10 protein-coding genes are annotated in these 16848 nt (G+C 70.6%); 9 read left to right on the top strand and 1 reads right to left on the bottom strand.

Features of this window, described 5'->3' with window-relative positions:
* The 4 genes from ACVBEQ_RS17035 to ACVBEQ_RS17050 form a co-directional block, all read left to right on the top strand.
* A partial coding sequence (locus ACVBEQ_RS17035) for an AAA family ATPase (protein WP_447154501.1) occupies positions 1 to 2331 on the top strand: 2331 nt, incomplete at its 5' end.
* 214 nt (positions 2332 to 2545) lie between these two features.
* Positions 2546 to 3394 carry a hypothetical protein gene (locus ACVBEQ_RS17040; RefSeq protein ID WP_447154502.1) on the top strand — a complete coding sequence of 283 codons (849 nt, stop codon included), beginning with the start codon at positions 2546 to 2548 and terminating at the stop codon, positions 3392 to 3394.
* A 200-nt stretch (positions 3395 to 3594) separates the two neighbouring features.
* Positions 3595 to 4221 (top strand): helix-turn-helix transcriptional regulator, encoded by a 627-nt coding sequence (locus tag ACVBEQ_RS17045; RefSeq protein ID WP_447154503.1) that lies wholly within the window; start codon positions 3595 to 3597, stop codon positions 4219 to 4221.
* 57 nt (positions 4222 to 4278) lie between these two features.
* Positions 4279 to 7035 carry a winged helix-turn-helix domain-containing protein gene (locus tag ACVBEQ_RS17050; RefSeq protein ID WP_447154504.1) on the top strand — a complete coding sequence of 919 codons (2757 nt, stop codon included), beginning with the start codon at positions 4279 to 4281 and terminating at the stop codon, positions 7033 to 7035.
* 24 nt (positions 7036 to 7059) lie between these two features.
* Here ACVBEQ_RS17050 and ACVBEQ_RS17055 read toward each other — a convergent pair whose 3' ends face one another.
* Positions 7060 to 8004 carry an LLM class flavin-dependent oxidoreductase gene (locus ACVBEQ_RS17055; RefSeq protein WP_447154505.1) on the bottom strand — a complete coding sequence of 315 codons (945 nt, stop codon included), beginning with the start codon at positions 8002 to 8004 and terminating at the stop codon, positions 7060 to 7062.
* Positions 8005 to 8139: 135 nt separating this feature from the next.
* Here ACVBEQ_RS17055 and ACVBEQ_RS17060 point away from each other — a divergent pair, with 135 nt between their 5' ends.
* The 5 genes from ACVBEQ_RS17060 (at position 8140) to ACVBEQ_RS17080 (ending at position 16791) form a co-directional block, all read left to right on the top strand.
* Complete coding sequence (locus ACVBEQ_RS17060; protein ID WP_447154506.1) at positions 8140 to 9036, top strand: Pvc16 family protein; 897 nt, start codon at positions 8140 to 8142, stop codon at positions 9034 to 9036.
* A complete protein-coding gene (locus tag ACVBEQ_RS17065) occupies positions 9033 to 11099 on the top strand; it encodes an ATP-binding protein (protein ID WP_447154507.1) in 2067 nt (688 codons plus the stop codon). Before ACVBEQ_RS17060 ends, ACVBEQ_RS17065 begins: the two co-directional genes overlap by 4 nt.
* Before the next feature lie 127 nt (positions 11100 to 11226).
* On the top strand, positions 11227 to 14013 hold the full coding sequence (locus ACVBEQ_RS17070; protein WP_447154508.1) for a COG1470 family protein: 2787 nt from the start codon (positions 11227 to 11229) through the stop codon (positions 14011 to 14013).
* Positions 14014 to 14184: 171 nt separating this feature from the next.
* Positions 14185 to 14907: an eCIS core domain-containing protein gene (locus ACVBEQ_RS17075; RefSeq protein WP_447154509.1), complete on the top strand. Its 723-nt coding sequence runs from the start codon at positions 14185 to 14187 to the stop codon at positions 14905 to 14907.
* 333 nt (positions 14908 to 15240) lie between these two features.
* Positions 15241 to 16791, top strand: a complete 1551-nt coding sequence (locus ACVBEQ_RS17080; protein WP_447154510.1) for a phage tail sheath family protein — start codon at positions 15241 to 15243, stop codon at positions 16789 to 16791.
* Positions 16792 to 16848 lie beyond the last annotated feature (57 nt).

Below are 16848 nucleotides of genomic sequence, written 5' to 3' on the forward strand. Positions count from 1 at the left end.
TTCGCCGCCGCGCAGGATTCGGTCGGCGACCTCGACTCGTCGGAGGTCGGCCTCGACGAGGCGCACGAGGAAGCGGCCGCGGCGGCCGTGGTCGCCGCGACCCGGGCGGCTGACTTGACCGATCAGCTCCGCGCCGCCCAGACCGAGGCGTCCACCCTGTCGGCACGGGTCGAGGCACTGTCGCTCGGCATCGACCGGCGGGACGGCACCCGGGCGCTGCTGACGGCCGGGGGTGCCGTCCCGGGCCTGATCGGCGCGGTGTCCGACGCACTGGAGATCGCCCCGGGCTTCGAGACCGCCATCGCCGCGGCCCTCGGCCCGGTCGCCGACGCGGTCGCGGTCGGCACGGTCGGCGACGCCGTCCGAGCTCTCGGATTCCTGCGCGAGCAGGACGGCGGGCGCGCCGGTGTCCTGGTGCAGGGCCCGCGGACCCGCCCGGACAGGCGCGGCTGGCCCGATCTCCCCGCCGGTGCGCACTGGGCCGTCGACCTGCTGACCTCGAAGGACGCGCTCGCGCCCGCCCTTGCCAGGTGGCTGGACCGGGTCGTCGTCGTCGGCGACATGGCCACCGCGGTCGACATCGTGCAGCAGATCCCCGACGTCCGTGCGGTCACCGTCGACGGCGATCTGATCGGTCCCGAGTGGGCCGTCGGCGGCAGCACGGACCGGCAGTCGTTGCTGGAGATCACCGCGACCCGCGACCGCGCGGCCGAACAGCTGGCCGCCACCCGGGAAAGAGTCGCGGAACTGACCGCAGCGCTCGCCGGCGCCACGGCCGAGGTTGACCAACGCCGTCAGGACGAGGCGAGAACCCTTGCCGCGCTGCATCACTCGGATGCCAGGATGTCCGCCGTCGCCGAGGAACTCGCCCGCTTCGGGTCCGCGGCGCGATCGTCGGCGGCGGAGGCAGAACGCCTCGACCGCCAGCGGCAGGCGGCCGAGGCGGCGCAGGAGCAACATCGCGCGGCGCTGTCCGACCTGCAGGACCGGCTGTTCGCCGTGCAATCGGAGGATGCCCCCGAAGAGGTCGACCCCGCCGTTCGCGACGCACTCGCCGAGCGGACCGCGTTCGCCCGGCAGCGCGAGGTGGAGGCGCGGCTCGTCCAGCGCACCGCCGAGGAGCGGGCCAGGGCGACGGAAGGCAACGCCGAGGCGCTGCGGCGGTCGGCCCGCCAGGAGCGTCAGCACCGGCAGCGGGTCGCCGCGGCCGAGGCGCGCCGCGCAGCGAGTTCGGCGGTCGCTGTCCGGGTGGTCGAACTCGGGAAGCGGGTGGCGCAGCGACTCGAGATCTCGCTGGCCACCGCGGCAGTCGAGCGTGACCGCACGATGGCCGCCCGGACGGCGGCGGAAACCGACCTGGCGGCCGTCCGGGTCCGGGCCGGCGAACTGCAGACCCAGTGGGAGCGGTTGACCGATGCCGTTCACTCCACCGAGGTGCTCAGGGCCCAGCAAACCCAGCAGCTGCAACAACTCTCGGAACGGGCCATCGAGGAGTTCACCATCCCCGCCGACGAGCTGATCGCCGGCTACGGCCCGCACGTGCCGGTGCCGCCGACGCTGGACGAGATGGCCGAGTACCAGGCCGCGAAGGACCGCGGTGACGAGGTGGCGCAGCCTCCCGCGATGCCGTACGACCGACCGTCGCAGGAGCGCCGGCTGAAGCGGGCGGAACGCGACCTCACGGCGCTGGGCAAGGTGAACCCGTTGGCGCTGGAGGAGTTCGCCGCGCTCGAGGAGCGGCACAAGTTCCTGGCCACCCAGCTCGAGGACCTGAAGGCGACCCGCAAGGACCTGCTGTCGGTGATCAAGGAGGTGGACGAGAAGATCCTCGAACTCTTCGAGTCGGCCTACTTCGACGTCGCCCGCGAGTTCAAGGCCGTCTTCTCCACCCTGTTCCCCGGCGGTGAGGGCGAACTGGTGCTGACCGACCCGTCCGACATGCTCGCGACCGGGATCGAGGTCAACGCGCGGCCCCCCGGCAAGAAGGTCAAGCGGCTGTCGCTGCTGTCCGGCGGGGAGCGCTCGCTGACGGCGGTTGCGTTGCTGGTGGCCATCTTCCGGGCCAGGCCGAGCCCGTTCTACATCATGGACGAGGTGGAGGCCGCCCTCGACGAGGTCAACCTGACCCGGCTGGTGGGCCTGATGACGGAACTCCGCGAGTCGTCGCAGTTGATCGTCATCACCCACCAGAAATTCACCATGGAATCCGCGGACGCCCTCTACGGCGTCTCGATGCGCGGCGATGGCATCACCCAGGTGATCAGCCAGCGGATCCGCGAGCGGCCCGAATCGCCGACGGCGCGACGCGAGGCGGTCGGCGCGGCCAGCTGACCGGACTGCGCGGCTTATCAGGCGTTCGGCTGTGTGACCTGGCTCACATCTTGACCGATGGATGTCCGTGCTGGCCGCCGCTGCGCTCCTGATGGCTGTCCGGCCGGTACGTCGGATGCGCGGCGCGCTGACCTCCACCCCCTCCCGAGGCGCAGCGGCCGCGGTTCCCCTCCACCGTCCCGCTCGGCGGGCACTCGAACCAGAGGTGTGTTCCGTGAACGTCCGCTCCACGTTCCCCAGGCCGAAGATCCTGCGCTCGGCATCCCCCCACTCCACGTCCGCACGCCAGACGACCCCGCGCTCGACGATCCTGAAACGTGGGATCGCCGCGGGCGCGCTGCTCTCCGTGGCCGTCCTCACCGTCGGCTGCGCCACGCCGACCGCCGGCACCGCCTCCGTCGGCGTCGTCGCCGCGACGGCCGCCGTCACCAGTTCCAGCCCCGCAGCGAGCTCGACATCGTCGTCCCCGTCGCCGGCGACGACCGCGTCGAGCAGTTCGTCGAGCAGTTCCTCGTCATCGGACGACAGCGCCACCGCGCTGCCGACGCTCACCGACGACTCCTCCGTTCCGGACCCCGGAACGGACAGCCCCGCCGACCCGGTCGAGGTGGACGCCACCACGGCGCTCTGGCTGGAGAACAGCTGTACCGATCTCGGCACGCTGTTCGCCGCGCTGTTCGCCCTCCCCACCATCGACGAGACGGCCCCGGTCGAGGACTTCAGGGCGGCCTATCGGGACTATTACGCCTCCCTGGCCGACACCCTGCTCGGGATGACGGAGCGGCTCGCACAGCTGGACCCGCCGCAGATCGAGGGCGGCCAAGCGCTGCACGACGGCTACCTCCAGTACCTGATCCAGTTGGCCGATATCTCCGGTTCCGGAGCGATCGCGATCGACGAGGCGCCGGCCGACCCGCAGGCGATCGCGGACATCGTCGAGCACATCCAGTTCGACACCGAACGGCTCGGTGAGGGCGACTTCGGGCTCAGCGATTTCCAGGGCGAGGAACTGCAGGCGCTGATGGCGCAGATCCCCGCTTGCGCCGAACTGATGAACAGCTGAGTCGACATGTCTGCCCGGCGCGGTGGCCGTGTTGATCGCTTGTTGAGCGATCACCGGCTGCCGCGCCGGACCGCGTCTCGACGGAAGAACGGTGTTGAGCGGACGTTGAGCGTGCCCTTTCAGAATGCCTTTTCAGGCAGGACCTTCAGCACCTCGATCCGCACTTGAATCTCTACAGTCGTCAGCAATCGGAGGCAGTGATGCAGACACCCGTGGCCACCTATGTGTATGCCAGCGACCCGATCTCGCAGGCGGGGGTGATCAGCCAGCTCCGGCAGCGGCCGGAGATCAGGGTGGTCGACGCCGAGCATCTGGGCGAGGCGGTGGTGGCCGTGGTGGTCGCCGACATGCTGACCGATGAGGTGCTGAAGGTCCTGCGCGCGCTGCAGCGCGGGTCGGTGCCGCGAACCGTGCTGGTGGCCCGGGTGATCGACGACTCCACCCTGGTGGCTGCCGCCGAGGTCGGCGTCGGAGGATTGCTGCGTCGCGGCGATGCGACCCCGGAGTCCCTCGCCAGGGCGTTGCTGCGGGTGGCCGCCGGGGAGGGCGAGGTGCCCCCCGACCTGCTCGGTCGGTTGCTCGGCCAGGTCGGCCGGCTGCAGCGGCAGGTGCTGTCTCCGCGCGGCCTCGCGTTCTCCGGGTTGTCCGACCGTGAGGCGGAGGTGCTGAAGCTGGTGGCAACCGGCCACGACACCGCCGAGATCGCCGGACGGCTGTCGTACAGCCAGCGGACGGTGAAGAACATCCTGCACGACGTCACCACCCGGTTGCAGCTGCGGAACCGGTCGCATGCCGTCGCCTACGCCGTCCGGGAAGGGCTGATCTGACCCGGTACCGATCGGGACGGGCAAAGCGGTCGATACCGGACCGGATGTCCTGGCACGATGAGCCTGACGCCCCGGGAAGAGGTGCTGATGGCAGGCCCTCTGCTGGAGACCAAACTGCACGTCCCGCGGCGCCGGCACGGCCGGGTGGCGCGCTCGAGACTGAACGACCGACTGGCCCGTGGCACGCAGACCGCGCTGACCCTGGTGTCCGCGCCGGCCGGGTTCGGGAAGACGACCCTGCTGGCCGAGTGGATAGCCGGGGCCGACCCCGAAAGACGCTCGACCGCATGGCTTTCCCTTGATCATCGGGACGACGACCCCGCGGTGTTCTGGGCCTATCTGATTGCCGCGCTGAGGACCACCGAGGCGTCCGTCGGATCCGGGGCGCTCGCCCTGCTGGAGGCGCCGAGAACGCCGATCGAGGATGTCCTCGCAGCGCTGCTGAACGATCTCGAGGACATCGGCCGCGAACTCGTGCTGGTGCTCGACGACTTCCACGTCATCGGGTCCCGGGAGATCCAGGACGGAATGGCGTTCCTGCTCGCGCACCTGCCGGCCCGGCTGCACCTGGTGATCGCCGGCCGCGCGGACCCGGCGCTTCCGCTGGCGCGACTGCGCGCCCGCGGTGAGCTCGTGGAGATCCGCGGCGCCGAGCTGCGTTTCACCTCCGAGGAGGCCGCGGACTACCTCAACGACGCGATGGGCCTGGCCCTGACAGCGCAGAACGTCGAGGCGCTCGAGGCGCGTACGGAGGGGTGGATCGCCGCGCTCCAGCTCGCTGCGCTGTCCCTGCAGGGTCGCGCGGACGTCGGCGGATTCATCGCCGGCTTCGCCGGGGACGACCGGTACATCGTCGACTACCTGGTCGAGGAGGTACTGCAGCGGCAACCCGACCACATCCAGCGCTTCCTGCTGCAGACCTCCATCCTCGGCCGGCTCAGCGGCCCGCTGTGTGACGCCGTCACCGGTCAGACGGGTGGGCAGGCGATGCTGGTCGGCCTCGAGCGCGGCAACATGTTCCTGGTGGCGCTCGACGACCGCCGCCGGTGGTTCCGCTACCACCACCTGTTCGCCGATGTCCTGCAGGCGCACCTGATGGACGAGCAGCCCGCCGAGCTCCCCGATCTGCACCGGCGGGCGGCGGAATGGCTGCACCACGACGGACAGACGGCGGAAGCATTTCGACATGCGTTGGCCGGCAGGGACTTCGCCCGCGCAGCGGACCTGGTGGAGTCCGCCATTCCGATGCTCCGCAGGGAGCGCCGGGACGCCACCCTGCGCAGCTGGCTGGAAGCCCTGCCCGATGACGTCATCAAACTCCGGCCGGTGCTCTGCGTCGCGTGTGCGGGATCGCTGATGGTGCGCGGCGAGACCGAGGGAGTCGAGGAGTGGCTGCGGGCCGCCGAACGTTGGCTGGATCCGCCGGCACTGCCCGACAGTGCCGACAAGGCAGCCGCGGGAATGGTTGTCGTCGATCACGAGCTCTTCCGCGGGCTGCCGTCGGCAGTCTTCCTCTACCGGGCCGCACGGTCGCTGATCCTCGGGGATCTGGACGGCACCATGACGCACGCCCGCCGGGCACTGGACGTGGTCGGTGCCGACGACCACGTCGGCCGCGGAGCGCCATCGGCGATCCTGGGGCTTGCGTACTGGACCCGGGGGGATCTGGCGACGGCCTACGGCTGGTACGCCGAATCACTGGCGAGTTTCGACCGCGCCGGACACCTCTCGGACGTCATGGGGTGCGCGATCGCGGCGGCGGACATTCGCAGTGCGCAGGGCCGCCTGCGGGACGCCACGGCGATCTACGAGCAACTCGTCCGGCGCGGCACCGAACAGCCTGCCGTGCCGCGGGGCACGGCGGACATGCACGTCGGTCTGAGCCAGATGCTCTGCGAGCGTGACGATCTCGAGGGCGCGCTCGACCACCTGCGAGTCAGCGACGAACTCGGTGAGCCGGCCGCGCTGCCGCAGAACCGTTATCGGTACCGGGTGAGCATGGCCCGGGTCCGTGCCGCCCAGGGAGATCCCCACGAGGCGATCAGACTGCTGGACGAGGCGGAACGCCTGTACGCCGGCGACTTCTCGCCGGACACACGGCCGGTTCCCGCCCTTCGCGCGGCGATCTGGGCCCGGCAGGGTGCGGTCGGCGATGCGCTCGGCTGGGTGCGGCAGCGGAACCTGTCGGTCGACGACGAGCTGACGTATGTGCGCGAGTTCGAGCACATCACCCTCGCCAGGGTGCTGCTGGCCAGGCACGCCGAGGAGCACGCCGAGGAGTCGCTGAGGGACGCGATCCGGCTGCTGACGCGCCTCTTGGATGCGGCGGAGCGGCAGGACCGCAAGGGCAGCATCCTGCAGATCTGCATCGTGCTGGCGCTGGCCCGTCAGGCGGCCGACGACCTTCCGTCCGCCCTTTCAGCGCTGCGCCGTGCGTTGGCCCTGGCCGAGCCGGAGGGTTACGTCCGGCTGTTCCTCGACGAGGGTACGCAGATGACTGTCTTGCTGAAAGCCGCTCTGCAGCAGGGTATCTCGACGAGCTATGTCCGACGTCTGCTTGCCGGAACCAGTCGGACGGAGGCCGGACCACCCGCCGACGAGGTGCTGATCGAGCCGCTCAGCGAGCGTGAGCTGGAGGTGTTGCGGCTCCTCGGGTCCGACCTGGACGGTCCCGAGATCGCCCGGCGGCTGAGCGTCTCGGTCAACACCGTCCGGACGCACACCAGCCACATCTACACCAAACTCGGTGTGAACAACCGTCGGGCCGCGGTTCGCCGGGCGGGGGAACTAGAGCTGCTGACGAGGCGCCCCTGACCTTGACCTGCTCGGGGCGATCGGTCAGGGCAGCACGGTGGCGAGCGAGGGCAACGCGCCGAACGGGTCCGGACCTGCCGGGATGAGAACGGCGTGCGCGGACCCGGAGCTCGCGAGCTGCGCCAGCCGTTTCCGGGCGTCGGACGGGGTGCCCGTGACCGCGAGCTGATCGACCCACTGATCGGGCAGTGCCGCGGCGAAGTCGGCCCGCCGCGAGTGGCGGCGGCGCAGGTCCGTGAACTCGGCGGCGAACGGAAGCACCCGGATGTGCGGTGCCCAGTCCGGGTCGCCGGTCCAGGTCAGACCGGTGCGCGCGGCCTCCCGCGCCCGGGCGGCGTCGGCGTCGACGGCCGCGACGTTGTAGGAATGGATGGGCAGGTCAGGGCCCGTGTGCTCGCGGACGAACGCCAGGTACTCGGGGGTCACCGGCTCCGCCAGTACCACGCCGTCGGCGAGTTCGGCAGCCAACCGCAGCGACCGCGGCCCTCGGGCACCTACGACGATCCGGGGGAGCACCTCGGGCGGATGGCTCAGCCGGACGTCGGTGAGCGAGATGTAGCGGCCTTCAACAGTGACCGATTCGCCGCGGAGTAGTGCGGTGACCGCCTGCAGCGTCTCACGCAGCAGGGTCATCGGACTCGCCACCGAACAACCCGCCTGCCGCATCCAGCCGCGCATGCCGTGCCCGACCCCCACGATGACCCGACCCGGGTAGAGACCGGCCACAGTGGCCAGCTCCATGGCGGCGAAAGCAGGATTGCGCGCCGCCGCCGGCAAAATGCCGATTCCGACGGTGATCCTCGAGGTTGCCGCCAATACCGCAACCGTCTGGGCGATACCGCCGCCCTGGAAGCAGTCCTCGACGACCCAGAGGGTGTCGAACCCGAGGGTTTCGGCACGCTTGGCGTATGCCGTCATGTCGGACGGACGGGTGTCTCCCGGCATGACGACCCCGGTGGTGGTGCCCATCGTCACCCTTTCGCTCGAACAGCATTCCGCCGAGCCAAAACTACGTGCCGACTGCCCCATCGGGCAGGAAGCTCTGCCCCGCAGTCTGTCCCGGACCGGGTGCCGCCGCGCCGGTGTGGACGGGAGAGTGACGGGGTGATCCACGAGGTCGACGTAGCGCTGCGCGCGCTCATCGAGCGGGAGGCGACCGCCGGTACCGAGGTCGAGGTCGCCTTCGACGCGCCGACCAAGGACTGGGCCGGGCGGCGCAACGTCCCGACCATCGACGTCTACCTCTACGACATCCGTGAGGACCTGCGCCGCCGCGAGCGGGGCCTGATCAACGAGTACGACGGTGATCGGGTGGCCAGCCGCCACCTGCCGCCCCGGCACTTCAAGTTGTCGTACCTGGTGACGGCCTGGACACAGCGGCCGGAGGACGAGCACAGGTTGCTGTCGGCGCTGCTGTCCTGCTTCCTGCGGCACGACGTGATCCCGACCGACCTGTTGACCGGTCCGCTTGCCGAGCTCGGGCTGCCGATCCCGGTGACGGTGGCCCTGCCGCCGCCCGAAGACCGGTCCTTCGCCGACGTGTGGTCGGCGTTGGGAGGCGAACTCAAACCGTCCCTCGACGTCGTCGTGAGCGCTCCGACCGACACCGGCCAGCAGTATGTGGCCGGACCGCCGGTGACCGAGCCCGGTGCCGTCTCGATCGGTGGCTTCGGCAGGGGCTCGGCGGCCGGGTGGCCGCCGACCGAGAGGCGACAGCAGTCTGCAGCGGCGTTCAGGGCGCAGCCGCGACGGGTGACTGCTGCCCGGCCACCCGGCGACGGTGACGCGAAGGCTGATGCCGGTACCGACCTGGATACGGCGACACGTGCTGCAGGCGCCGGCGTGTCGTGGCGGGAGCTGGCCGGGTACGGCGCCGCAGCGGAGCTCGTGCCGGAGCCAGTGACGAAGCCCGTGACGCAGGAGCGGGCAGCCGAACCCACTCCGGCCAAGCGCAAGCCGCCGGCGCGGCGGCGCCGTCAAGGCGGGATCAGCCAGCAGTGAGCGACGCCGGTTTGGAGTACCTGCTGCGTCGTGTGGGACTGGTCGAGGACCGGATCAGGGCGCTGGTGCTGCACCGGCGCGCTGCGGACCCGGCGCCCGACGACCCGTTCCGCGGCCTCTACCTGACCGACGAAGCGGTCGACCAACTGCTCGCGCCGGCCGAGGATCCGCCCGTGCCGGAGGTGACGGCGCGTACCGCGCTGGAAGCCAGGGCCGATGCGGCGATCGCCGCGGGTGCGGTGATCCGGCTCCGCCGGCTCGCGGCGGACGCCGGGCTCACCGACCTGGACGTCGAACTGCTGGTGGTCTCGATGGTTCCGGACCTGGACAGCCGCTTCGAACGCCTCTACGGCTACCTCAACGACGACGTGACCCGGCGGCGGGCGACCGTCGGGCTCGCACTGGCGCTGGCGGATCAGCCGTCCGCCTCCGCGCCGGCACGTGCCCGGCTGTTGCCGGGGGCGCCGTTGATCGACCGGGCGCTGCTGCAGGTGGAAGACGGGGACCGGCCCTTTCTCACCCGTGCGCTGCGGGTGCCGGACCGGGTGACCGCGCACCTGCTCGGGGACGACGCGCCCGACCCGGACCTCACCGGGCTGTTGACCGCTCCTGAGCCGTTCCCCGGTGAGCAGGCGGCCCGGCTGTCCGCCGCGCTGGTGGCCGGGCAGTGGTTGAGCTACGTCCGGGAGGCCGGGATCGGGATCGGGCCGTCGGTGGCCTCCGCCGCGTTGGCCGCGACCGGCCGGCCGGTGCTCGGCATCGACCTGACGAGGGTTGCCGACACCGGCAATCTGCAGCAGACGGTGGCCGTGCTCGGCAGGGAGGCGTTGCTGCGCGGCGCCGGGATCGTGGCGGGCCCGGTGGAGGCGTTGGCCGCGGCCGGGTCTGCCTCCGGCCCGGCGGCGTTGCGGCAGCTGACCGACCTGCCGGTGCCGGTGACCATCGTCGGCACCGTTTCCTGGGACCCCGGCTGGTCGGACGGCGTCCCATTGCTGACCGAGGCGCCGACCCTGAGCCCGACCGAGCGGACCGCCCTGTGGGCGTCCGCGCTGAACGGTTCCGGGGTCGGGACAGACGCCATCCCCGCGCATTTCGTGCTGGGACCGGGCCAGGTGAGCAGGGCCGTGCGGGCCGCGACGACGGCCGCCGTCGTCGGATCGGGTCAGATCACGGCCGACGACCTCCGGCGGGGCGCGCGAGCGCAGAATGCCGCGGGACTGGAGCGGCTGGCCAGGCGCATCGAGCCGGCAGTTGGCTGGGACGACATCGTGCTGCCCGAAGCATCACGCGGGCAGTTGCACGACCTGGCGTCGCGGGCCAGGAATCGGGACCTCGTGCTCGTCGAGTGGCGCATGCGCACCGGCGGCGGCCGCGGCCGCGGGGTGACGGCACTGTTCGCCGGGGACTCGGGCACCGGTAAGACCATGTCCGCCGAGGTGATTGCCGGCGAACTCGGGCTCGACCTGTACACCGTCAACCTCGCCACCGTGGTGGACAAATACGTCGGCGAGACGGAGAAGAATCTCGAGCGCATCTTCAGCGAGGCGGGCGGGGTGAACGCAGTTCTGCTGTTCGACGAGGCCGACGCGATCTTCGGCAAACGCAGCGAGGTACGCGACGCCCACGACAGGTACGCGAACATCGAAAGTGCGTACCTGCTGCAGAGAATGGAGACGTTCGACGGTCTGGCGATTCTCGCGACCAACCTGCGGTCGAACATCGACGACGCATTCACCCGGCGGCTCGACATGATCATTGATTTCCCGGCGCCGGACGAGGACTCCCGGCTCGCGATCTGGCAGCGCTGCCTGCAGCCGCCTGCCCCGTGCGCGGGCGATCTCGACCTGGAATTCTGCGCCCGCGCATTCACCCTGTCCGGCGGCAACATCCGATCGGCGGCCACCACCGCCGCATACCTGGCAGCCGGGAACGGCCGCCCGATCGGAATGCCGGAACTGGTCACCGCCATCGCCCAGGAATACCGCAAACTCGGCCGGCTGGTACTCGAGCGGGAATTCGGCCCCTATTTCAGCAAGCCGCTGGCGGGTCCGGCCCGGCGATGATCATCACCACGTCCGGGACCCGTCCGGTTATTGCACGCGCACCGTCACCCGGTGTGCGCCATGATTCTGCTGTCCGGGAGCAACGCGCGCGGCGATCATGAGCGGTCGGGCACCCGTGGGAGGGCACATGGACGACAACATCTGTGAGCAGTGCGGTACCCGGAACGAGCCGGGAGTGCAGTTCTGCGTGCAATGCCAGTCGTTCCTGCCCTGGTACGACACGAAGGAAACCGACCTGCAATCAGCGGTCGCGGCCGCCGAACGCAGCGCCCCCGAGCAGGGCGCCGGCGACCCGGAACCCCCGCCCACGGCGCCGTTCCCGGCCCCGGCCCGGGATACGGCCCCGGTCCCCGAGCCATCGCCGGTCAATGATCAGGGGCCGGTCAACGATCCGGCCCCTGTCACCCCGGTCACCCCGCCCCCGCCGGACACCAGAGGGGACAGCGCGGCGGAACCGGTCCGGGTTGCGATCGAACCCACCGCGGTCGAGGTGACGCCCGGCGGTGACGAGATGGCCGTCGAGGTCGTGGTCTACAACCTCTCGTCCATCGTCGACGCCTACCGGATCACCGCGCCGGACGCGCCCGCTTGGCTCCGGACGTCCGCCCCCGAGGTGCGGTTGCTGCCCAACAGCAATGACCGCACCCGGTTCGCGCTGTCCATCGAGCCGGGCGTGCTGGTGCCGGCCGGTCAGGTCCGGGTGCTGGTCCGGACGCAGTCGGTGGCGAAGCCGGAGATCGTCGTCGACCAGTACGTCGACGTCACGGTGCCGGCGATCCGTACGCCTCTGGTCCTGCGGATCGAGCCGAGCATCGTCCGGGTCAAGGACGCCGAGGCGGGCCGGTTCAGCGCAACGGTGGACAACCAGAACGGGAACGAGGCGCGGCGGGTGTCACTGGCCGGTCGCGACCCGGAGGGAGCGGTGCGGTTCTTCTTCTCGCCGACGATCCTGTCCGTCCCGGCCGGGGCCACCGCCACTGCCGCCGTCCGGGTGGAGGCGCCGGCCCCCGATCCGGGCCAGCAGCTCAGCCGAAATCTGACCGTCTCCGCCACCGATGGCGACGAGAGTGTCGACAGCGCAGTGACTCTCGTGCAAACAGCGGCTGTCGAGGTGCCGCTGACGCTGCGGGTCGAGCCCAGCCTGCTGCGGGTCACGGACAGCGCCGCCGGTCAGGTCGACATCACCATCGACAACCGCAAGGGCACCCGGATCCGCCGCATCTTCCTCGGCGGCCGCGACCCCGAACGCGTCGTGCACTTCTCCTTCTCGCCGCCGTCGATCGACGTGCTGCCCGGAGAACTCGGCAGGGCGCGGGCCCGGGTCGAGGCGCCCCAGCCGGCACCTGGGCAGGAGGTCAGCAGGACCCTGACGGTGCTCGCATCGGCGGAGGGCGCAGCGGATCTCGAGGCAGTCGTGACGTTCGTGCAGGCCACCACCGCCGTGCCGGTCGACACTCCGATCGTGTTGCGGCTCGACCCCAGCGTGGTGAAAGTCAGGGACACGGCCGTCGGGCAGCTCGAGGTGCTGATCGACAACCGCAACGGTCGTCGGGTGCGGAGGATCTTCCTGACCGGTCGTGATCCGGAACGGCTGGTCAGGGTGTCGTTCTCGCCCCCGTCGCTCGATGTCCTGCCCGGCGACATCGGCCGCTCACGGGTCCGGCTAGAAGCGCCGCTGCCCGAGCCCGGTCAGGAAGCCACCCGACAGGTCACGGTGCTGGCCGCGGACGGCGACCAGGAGGTCGAGACCAGCGGCACGTTCGTGCAGTTCACCTCGCCGGCCCCCGTCGAGACACCGGTGGCGCTGAAACTGGAACCGAGCCTGATCCGTGCGCGGGACACACCGTCCGGCCAGTTCCAGGTGATCGTCGACAACCGGCAGGGGATCCGTCCGCGCCGGATCACCCTCGCCGGCACCGATCCGGAACGGGCCGTCGGCTTCTCCTTCTGGCCGCCGGTGGTCGACGTCGGCCGCGGGCAGATCGCCAGGGCCACCGGCCGGGTCGATGCATACCCACCGGAGCCCGGACGTGAGGTCACCCGGCAGTTCTCGGTGTCCGCATCCGATGGCGCGAAGGAGGTCGAGGCCGACGGCACGTTCATCCAGTTCACCTCGCCGCCGCCGCCCGACGAACCGCTCACCCTGCGGGTGGACCCGAGCATCGTCCGGGTGCGGAACAGCGGCAGTGGGTCCGCGACGGTCTTCGCGGACAACCGCGGCGGTTCACGTCACCGCAGGGTCCAGTTCGCCGGGACCGACCCGGAACGGGTGATGCGGTTCGCTTTCGACCCACCGGTGATCGACCTCGCGCCCGGGCAGGCCGGCGCGGTGCGGCTGCACATCAGCGCTCCGCGTCCGGATGGCGGCGAACAGGTCAGCCGTCCGTTCAGCGTCCAGGCCTCCGACGGTTCCAAGGACACCGAGGCGACCGGCAGCTTCGTCCAGGAGTCGAGCGACTGGCGTCCACTGTGGCGGATCCTGCTCACCGTGGTGGGCGCGTTGCTGATGATCGCCGGCGCCTTCCTGGCCTGGAACACCAACGCGCAGCTCGATTCCCCGGTCAACGGCAACGTCACCGGGCTGGAGTGGGGACTGCCCGCCATCGACATCGCGTCGAACGATATCGCCCCCGACGTGACCCTCATCGACCTGCCGGACCGGATCGACCCGCTGGTGTCCGCCGGAGCGGTGATCATCGCCCTGGCCGCGCTCGTGCTCCTCGGCCTCGTTGGGTCGTCGGGCCGGCTGACCCGCTGGGCCGCGTTGCTCGCTGCCGTAGCGCTCGGCGCATTCGTCGTGGCCGTGAGTACCCAGGGCGGAACCGGGCGCCCGGGCACCGGTGTCTTCGCGATCTTCGCTGGGTGCGCGATCGCCTTCGCGGGCGGCGTGCTCGCCAAGCCCCGCCGCCAATGACGGGGGCGGAGATGCCTGTGCCGGCTCTGCCCGGTGCCCGATGGGGCAGCCTGCCCGGCCCCTCCGGCCGTCCGACTCCCACTGCCGCTCCCGGCGTGCGGGTGGGAGCATCGAGCTGGTGCGTCATCGACCGGTGTGATGACGACTCGACGCCGTGCGGGAGGACCTGCCATGCGATCCCATGATCACGAATCCGACGAAGCCACCCTCCGGCCGCGCTCGGCGCGGATCGACGCGCACCCGCCGGCCCATGTGCTCCGGGCGGCCGCCGCCGGGCGCAGCGACGTGCTCGACGGGGCCGCTCTACTCAACCTCCAGCGCTCCGTCGGGAACAGCGGCGTCGGCGCGCTGCTGAACGAGGAGGAACGCTCGCCGGTGCACGACGTCATCACTTCCGGCGGCAGCCCGCTCGCCCCCGAGGTCCGGGACGAGATGCAGGGCCGCCTCGGTCACGACTTCAGCGACGTCCGGGTGCACAACGACTCCCGCGCGCACGAATCGGCGCATTCGGTCAATGCGCACGCCTACACGGTGGGCTCCAACGTGGTGTTCCAACGGGACAAGTACGACCCGTCATCGGCGGCAGGCAAGACCATGCTCGCGCATGAGCTGACCCACGTGGTGCAGCAGCGCAGCGGTCCGGTCGACGGAACCGCCGCGCAGGGCGGCATCAAGGTCAGCGACCCTTCCGATCGGTTCGAACAGGAAGCGGCCGCCAACGCCGAGCAGGTCATGTCCGGGCCGGCGCCCGCCGCGCCGGTCACCGCAGGTGTCGCCGGAGCGGCCGCTGTGCAACGGGAAGAGGTGCCCGAGGAGGAAGAGGAACCCGTCCAGGGCAGCTTCGTCCAACGTGAAGCCGCCCCCGAAGAGGAGCAGGACGAGCTCGAGGGCTGATCCGGCCCACTGTCTTCCGGCGCTCCGACCCCGGCGCCCGTTCCCGCTGCGCGCTGCCCGGCGCCGCGTCACCCGTTGCTCACCTGACGGGGCTGTCCGGGGCGTTGCTCTCGGCGCCGACCCGGTTACGCCCTTCAGCATGAGCACGGCAGCCCCGGCGAGAGTGAGGGCGGCCCCAAGGCTCGCCGTGCCCAGCTGCCTGCCCAGCGCCCGCGCCGCGGTGCCTCATCGGGCAGCAAATGATGCCCCCGACCCCGTCCGTCCGCACATACCGGCTGACTCCCAAACAGCGCACGATCACTGCAATCTCAGCTGGTCAATCAAGGAGGCAGCATGCCGACCTACCTCTCTCCCGGCGTTTACGTCGAAGAGGTCGATTCCGGATCGCGACCGATCGAAGGCGTCGGGACCGCGGTCGCCGCCTTTGTCGGCCTGGCAGAGACCGGTCCGTTCAACACACCGACGCTGGTGCCGAACTGGACGGAGTTCGTCCGGAACTTCGGCGGGTTCGTCGAGGGGTCCTACCTGGCCCAGTCGGTGTACGCCTACTTCCAGAACGGCGGCGGCAACAGCTATGTCGTCCGGATCGGTCAGGAGGGCGGCGGCAACGGCGGCAGCGGGCGAAGTCGGCAGGCGATCACGGCCGGCCCGCAGGGGATGCTCGGCAGCTACCGGGTCGTCGCGCTCGACCCCGGCGCGCCGGAAGGTTCCATCAGCGTGGACATCTACGGCGTCGAGGGCGACGCGCCCGAGGGCACCTTCAAGCTGGTGGCCCGGCAGGGCGAGACGGTCGAGGAGTTCGACCGGTTGAACACCGGGCGGGGCAAGGCCAACGTCGCCACCGCCGTCAATGCCGCATCGAAGCTCATCCGGATCGAGGAGACGGCGACCGGCGCCTCGGTCGAGGCGCCGAGCATCGGGTCGAACGTCTCGCTGACGTCACCGCCCCCGCCGGCCGCGACGCCGTCACCGCGGCTCTCCAGTGACGACTACGTCGGGGATGTGGCCGAGCGCACCGGTTTCTCCGGTCTCGAGGCCGTCGACGAGATCACCATGGTCTGCGTCCCCGACCTGATGAGCGCCTACCAGCAGGGCGCCATCGACCAGGAGACCGTCAAGGCCGTCCAGCTGGCCATGATCGGCCATTGCGAACTGATGGGGGACCGGATCGCCATTCTCGATCCGCCGCCCGGCCTCAATGCGCAGCAGGTGAAGGAATGGCGGGTCGACAAGGCCGGATACGACTCGAAATACGCGGCGCTGTACTGGCCCTGGGTGAAGGCGGCCGATCCGGCGAGCGGCAAGAACATCCACATGCCACCGTCCGGCTTCGTGGCCGGCATCTGGGGTCGGAATGACGACACCCGCGGCGTGCACAAGGCGCCGGCGAACGAGGTTGTCCGGGGCGCGATTTCACTCGAGGTACAGATCACCAAGAACGAGCACGACCTGCTGAACCCGGTGGGCATCAACTGCCTGCGCAGCTTCCCCGGTCGCGGCATCCGGGTCTGGGGTGCCAGGACCCTGTCCTCCGATCCGGCATGGCGATACCTGAACGTCCGCCGGTTGTTCAACTACCTCGAGGAATCCATCCTGAACGGCACGAACTGGGTCGTGTTCGAACCGAATGACGACGCGCTCTGGGCGAAGATCCGGCGCACCATCAGCGCATTCCTGGTCAACGAATGGCGAAAGGGCGCGCTGTTCGGGCTCACGCCGGACGAAGCCTTCTACGTCAAATGCGATCGGGAAACGAATCCCGCCGAGGGCATCGACGCCGGCCAGGTGCTCTGCCAGATCGGTGTCGCACCGGTCAAACCGGCCGAGTTCGTCATCTTCCAGCTGTCCCAGTTCTCCGGCGGCACCAGCCTGGTCGCCGAGTAGTCGGAGCCACCCGGCCCGGCTCTGACCACGACCCACCAGCACCACCACAGCAACCAC

It is taken from the genome of Nakamurella sp. GG22 (assembly GCF_052976845.2).